The organism is Mesorhizobium sp. M7A.F.Ca.AU.001.01.1.1 (genome assembly GCF_004022735.1).
GTDB lineage: Bacteria > Pseudomonadota > Alphaproteobacteria > Rhizobiales > Rhizobiaceae > Mesorhizobium > Mesorhizobium ciceri.
In genome coordinates, this window is the sequence record NZ_RZPF01000678.1 from 1 (window position 1) to 3,586 (window position 3,586).

Genomic DNA, 3,586 nt, shown 5'->3' on the forward strand with positions numbered 1-3,586 from the left:
GGCCAGTGACGCCTGACGATCTGTGTCACCCGCTTCGGGCCAGAGCGATTGATGCGGCTGCGCATGACGCTGGGCTCAACTCTCAACCTCAGCGCACATCGGGCTCTAGGTCGAAAATGGTAGGTCGAGATCAACTCGCGCGACGGCGTAAGCGTCAAGCGAGATGAATTGGTCATCCAGCGGTCTTGCGGTACTTTCCATGAAGTTGGGATCGGTTGCCGCCCGTTCGAACTGCTCGTCGCCAAGAAGAGCTATACGGGCACTGCTCGGCGCATCCGGAAGTTTCACAGATTGCGCCTTGGAGGTGAGGTTGGCGACCCACAGTGTCACGCGCCAATCTTTTTCAGCTGCGATCGTCGCAATGGCGTCAGCGCCGGAAGTTCCTACGGACAGCAGGGTGGCTCCGCCGAGCCTTGAGAGACCCGCCATGACATGGAAAGCGGGATAGACCGTTCGGCCGTCCTGCTGGTCATACCATGGCTGGACGAAATCAGCCTTCCTGTGGATATGGCCAAAGGGGCCGGTGAAGTCCCCTACCGCGACGGCCTCGACCCCTTCGCGAGCGCAGGCCGCGAAATAGCCGAGCGTCCATGCCGCATTGAACAGCCCGCGCTGCCGCGGATCGATGCGGCTCAGACATATGCGGGCGTTCGCTTTGTTCGGCGCGGTGCCCTTTCCGTAGGGGTTCTCGCGGCAGCCGAGCTGACTGGGACCTATGCGCAGCGGCACGCGGTCGCCCGTGAAAGCATGTGCCGAGCGTATCTGATGAGGGATAGCCTGAAGCGTTTCCATCACCGAAATATCATCCGCCGCGTGCACGCTTGGACAGGTGGTGAAGGTCACGTAGTCGAGCGCTTCGGCTGGCGGACGCTTGCGATTGAGTTCGGTGAAGTAAGCGGCCATGCCTCCGCCCAGCCCGATCCCCGGGAAAGCCCGGCGAGCGGCGGAGTAGCATTCGGGGAAGCTGGGCATGACCGGCCGCGGTGCTCCCGGCTGAACGGATTTCATGTCCTGCGCCGGAAAGACGGAGACAGCTTCCAGTTTGAGGCCGATTGTATGGACCGCATCAGCGACGGGCGCCAATTCGCCGAATGGGTCGAGCGTGCCCTTGGTGATGATCTCGAGGACCACGCCTGCGCCGGTCAGCCGTGCAAGCGCGGCGTAGCTTTCGAGTTCATCATGGCCGTGTCCGAATCGGAGATCGACTTGGCAGACCATCCACTGCGGAGCCATTCGTCGTAGAAGCTCGGGGGATACAAGCGCGTGCCTTGCCTCGTCGCCAGCGACGCCGACGCCAACGCGAGGCACTTGGCCGACGGGTCTGCCGATCGTCAGGTTGATGAGTGGATTGCGGTTTTCAGACGCCCCGGCACGAAGCGTTCCTGACACGTGTAGCCGGACGACCTGGGTGAATTTCTGGCCCTTGGGCAGTCGGTAAGGCCACGGGCGACGCAGAGGGCGGACATAGGTTTTATAGGAAGCGTCAGACCAATTGCGTTGATCCTCCATCTCGAAGGCATCACCGTCCATGGTGCATGTGGCCCAGATCCCAGGCGCGATCTCATGCGACAACGCCCGGATATCGGTGAACGGACATTTAGGGTCGATGTGGTCCGGAAAGAGCGATAGCTCATCATGACCATCCTCATGCAGCACCTTTACCGGCTTGCCCGCCAAGGCTTCGATCGGATGAAGGACGATGAAGCCGGTCCGATTCGTCAAAAGGTCAGTCTCGGGCTCTGCCTCGGCCGCAAAAGCCAGCGCACCATCACTACTGCCCGAGATCCGTACCTGATAAACCAGGCGACCGGATGTTGCGGAACATGTTGCACGGTATGCGACGCTGAACACATCCAGCCTTTCATCGATGTGGAGATCATCGAGAACGGCTGTAGCGGTTCCCCAATTTTCGTCCCGCACAAGGAACGAGATTCCGCGCAGAATCTCAATTCCGTCAAGGCGGATGTAGCGTAACGCCCCATTGTCGAAGTCGACCGACAACGGTCCCGCGCGAAGTGTGCGCAAGGGTGGCTCGACCTGTTCGGTTCCACACAAGCGGATGGCTCGAGATGCTGCCAAGGTCAAATTGCTTGCTCCGTCGCAGCGTCAAAAATCGACGCCCGGTTCATGTTGATGTCGATCGGCAGTCTCTCGCCGGGACGGCTGACGTCGTGCGCCTGAAGCTCCGCCACCACTGGCGCGCCGGCAAGGCGGAAGGTCGCATAGCTGCGCGAGCCAGTCGGCTGCAGCAGGTCGATGGTTGCATCATAGCGCAGCGTGCCCGGCTCGGGGGTAGCAGCGTGTGCGCGTGTCAGATGTTCCGGGCGCAGCCCGAGCAGCACCGACTGCCCATCTATAGCGCCATTTAGAGTCCGCCCGGGGGCGATCGGCAGCAGACCATCGGCCAGCCGGATGGCGGCGGCGCTCCCGTCCAAAGCCAGCGTGCCCGGCAGGAAGCTCATGCGTGGGGAACCGAGAAAGCCCGCGACGAAGATCGAGGCGGGGCGCTCGAACAGTTCGAGTGGCGCGCCCTGCTGCTCGATCAACCCGTCGCGCATCAGCACGATGCGGTCAGCCAGTGTCATCGCCTCGATCTGGTCATGGGTGACGTAGATCATCGTCGTGGCGATGTCCTGGTGAAGGCGCTTGATCTCGCCGCGCATTTCGTCGCGAAGCTGGGCATCCAGATTGGACAGCGGCTCGTCGAACAGAAAGATGCGGGGGTTGCGGACTATGGCGCGGCCGATGGCGACGCGCTGACGCTGCCCACCGGATAACTGGCGTGGAAATCGCCCGAGCAAGGGGATGATGCCGAGCATACGCGCAGCCTCGGCAACGCGCGCCTCTACCTCGGGCTTCGGCATCTTGCGCGCCTTGAGACCGAAGCCGATGTTCTTCGCCACGCTCATATGTGGATAGAGCGCATAGTCTTGAAACACCATCGCCACGTCACGATCGCGCGGCCGCAAGTCATTGACCACCTCGCCGCCAATCTCGATCGTGCCTTGCGAACTCTCCTCCAGTCCTGCAATCGTCCTCAAAAGGGTACTCTTGCCGCATCCGGAGGGGCCGACCAGAACGGTGAACTCACCGTCGCGAATGTGGAGGTCAATGCCGCGCACCGCATGGAAGGCGCCGTAGCGCTTGTGCAAGCCGGTGATCCTGACTTCAGCCATGCCTGCCTCTTTCTATCCGCGAACGGCGCCGAGCGTCAGCCCGCGCACGAGATGTCGTTGAGCAAGGACTCCCAGAGCGATGGATGGCACGAGGGAAACAATGGCCAGGGCCGCCGCTTCACCATATTGCGCGCCCTGGAAGCCGATGAAGGAGCGGAATACGGTTGGCAGCGTGAACGCAGTTCGACTGGTCAAAATGAGCGCGAAGAAGAACTCCGTCCAGCAAGCGATGAAAGCGAAGACGGCCGCCGCGACGATGCCCGGGGCGGCAAGCGGCACGGCAACACGCCAGAACGCCTCCCAACGCGTGCAGCCATCGACCAGGGCCGCCTCCTCCATCGACTTCGGCATGCCGCGGAAATACGCGAACATCATCCACACCGACACCGGCAGCGTGAAGACCGTATAGG

Annotated in this window: 3 protein-coding genes; all 3 read right to left on the minus strand. The window is 62.0% G+C overall.

All coding sequences use genetic code 11. The features are described from left to right. Nucleotides 1–105: 105 nt before the first annotated feature. On the minus strand, nucleotides 106–2,001 hold the full coding sequence (locus EN884_RS29655) for a hypothetical protein (RefSeq protein WP_063170587.1): 1,896 nt from the start codon (nucleotides 1,999–2,001) through the stop codon (nucleotides 106–108). Between the two features lie 80 nt (nucleotides 2,002–2,081). Then, nucleotides 2,082–3,176 (minus strand): sn-glycerol-3-phosphate ABC transporter ATP-binding protein UgpC, encoded by a 1,095-nt coding sequence (ugpC, locus tag EN884_RS29660; protein WP_013525320.1) that lies wholly within the window; start codon nucleotides 3,174–3,176, stop codon nucleotides 2,082–2,084. A gap of 12 nt (nucleotides 3,177–3,188) precedes the next feature. After that, nucleotides 3,189–3,586: carbohydrate ABC transporter permease (locus EN884_RS29665; protein ID WP_164895231.1), on the minus strand; the 398-nt coding region annotated here is incomplete at its 5' end.

Excerpts from the sequence above, each read along its gene's own strand:
- ugpC (WP_013525320.1), bottom strand. The coding sequence starts at position 3,176 with ATGGCTGAAGTCAGGATCACCGGCTTGCACAAGCGCTACGGCGCCTTC.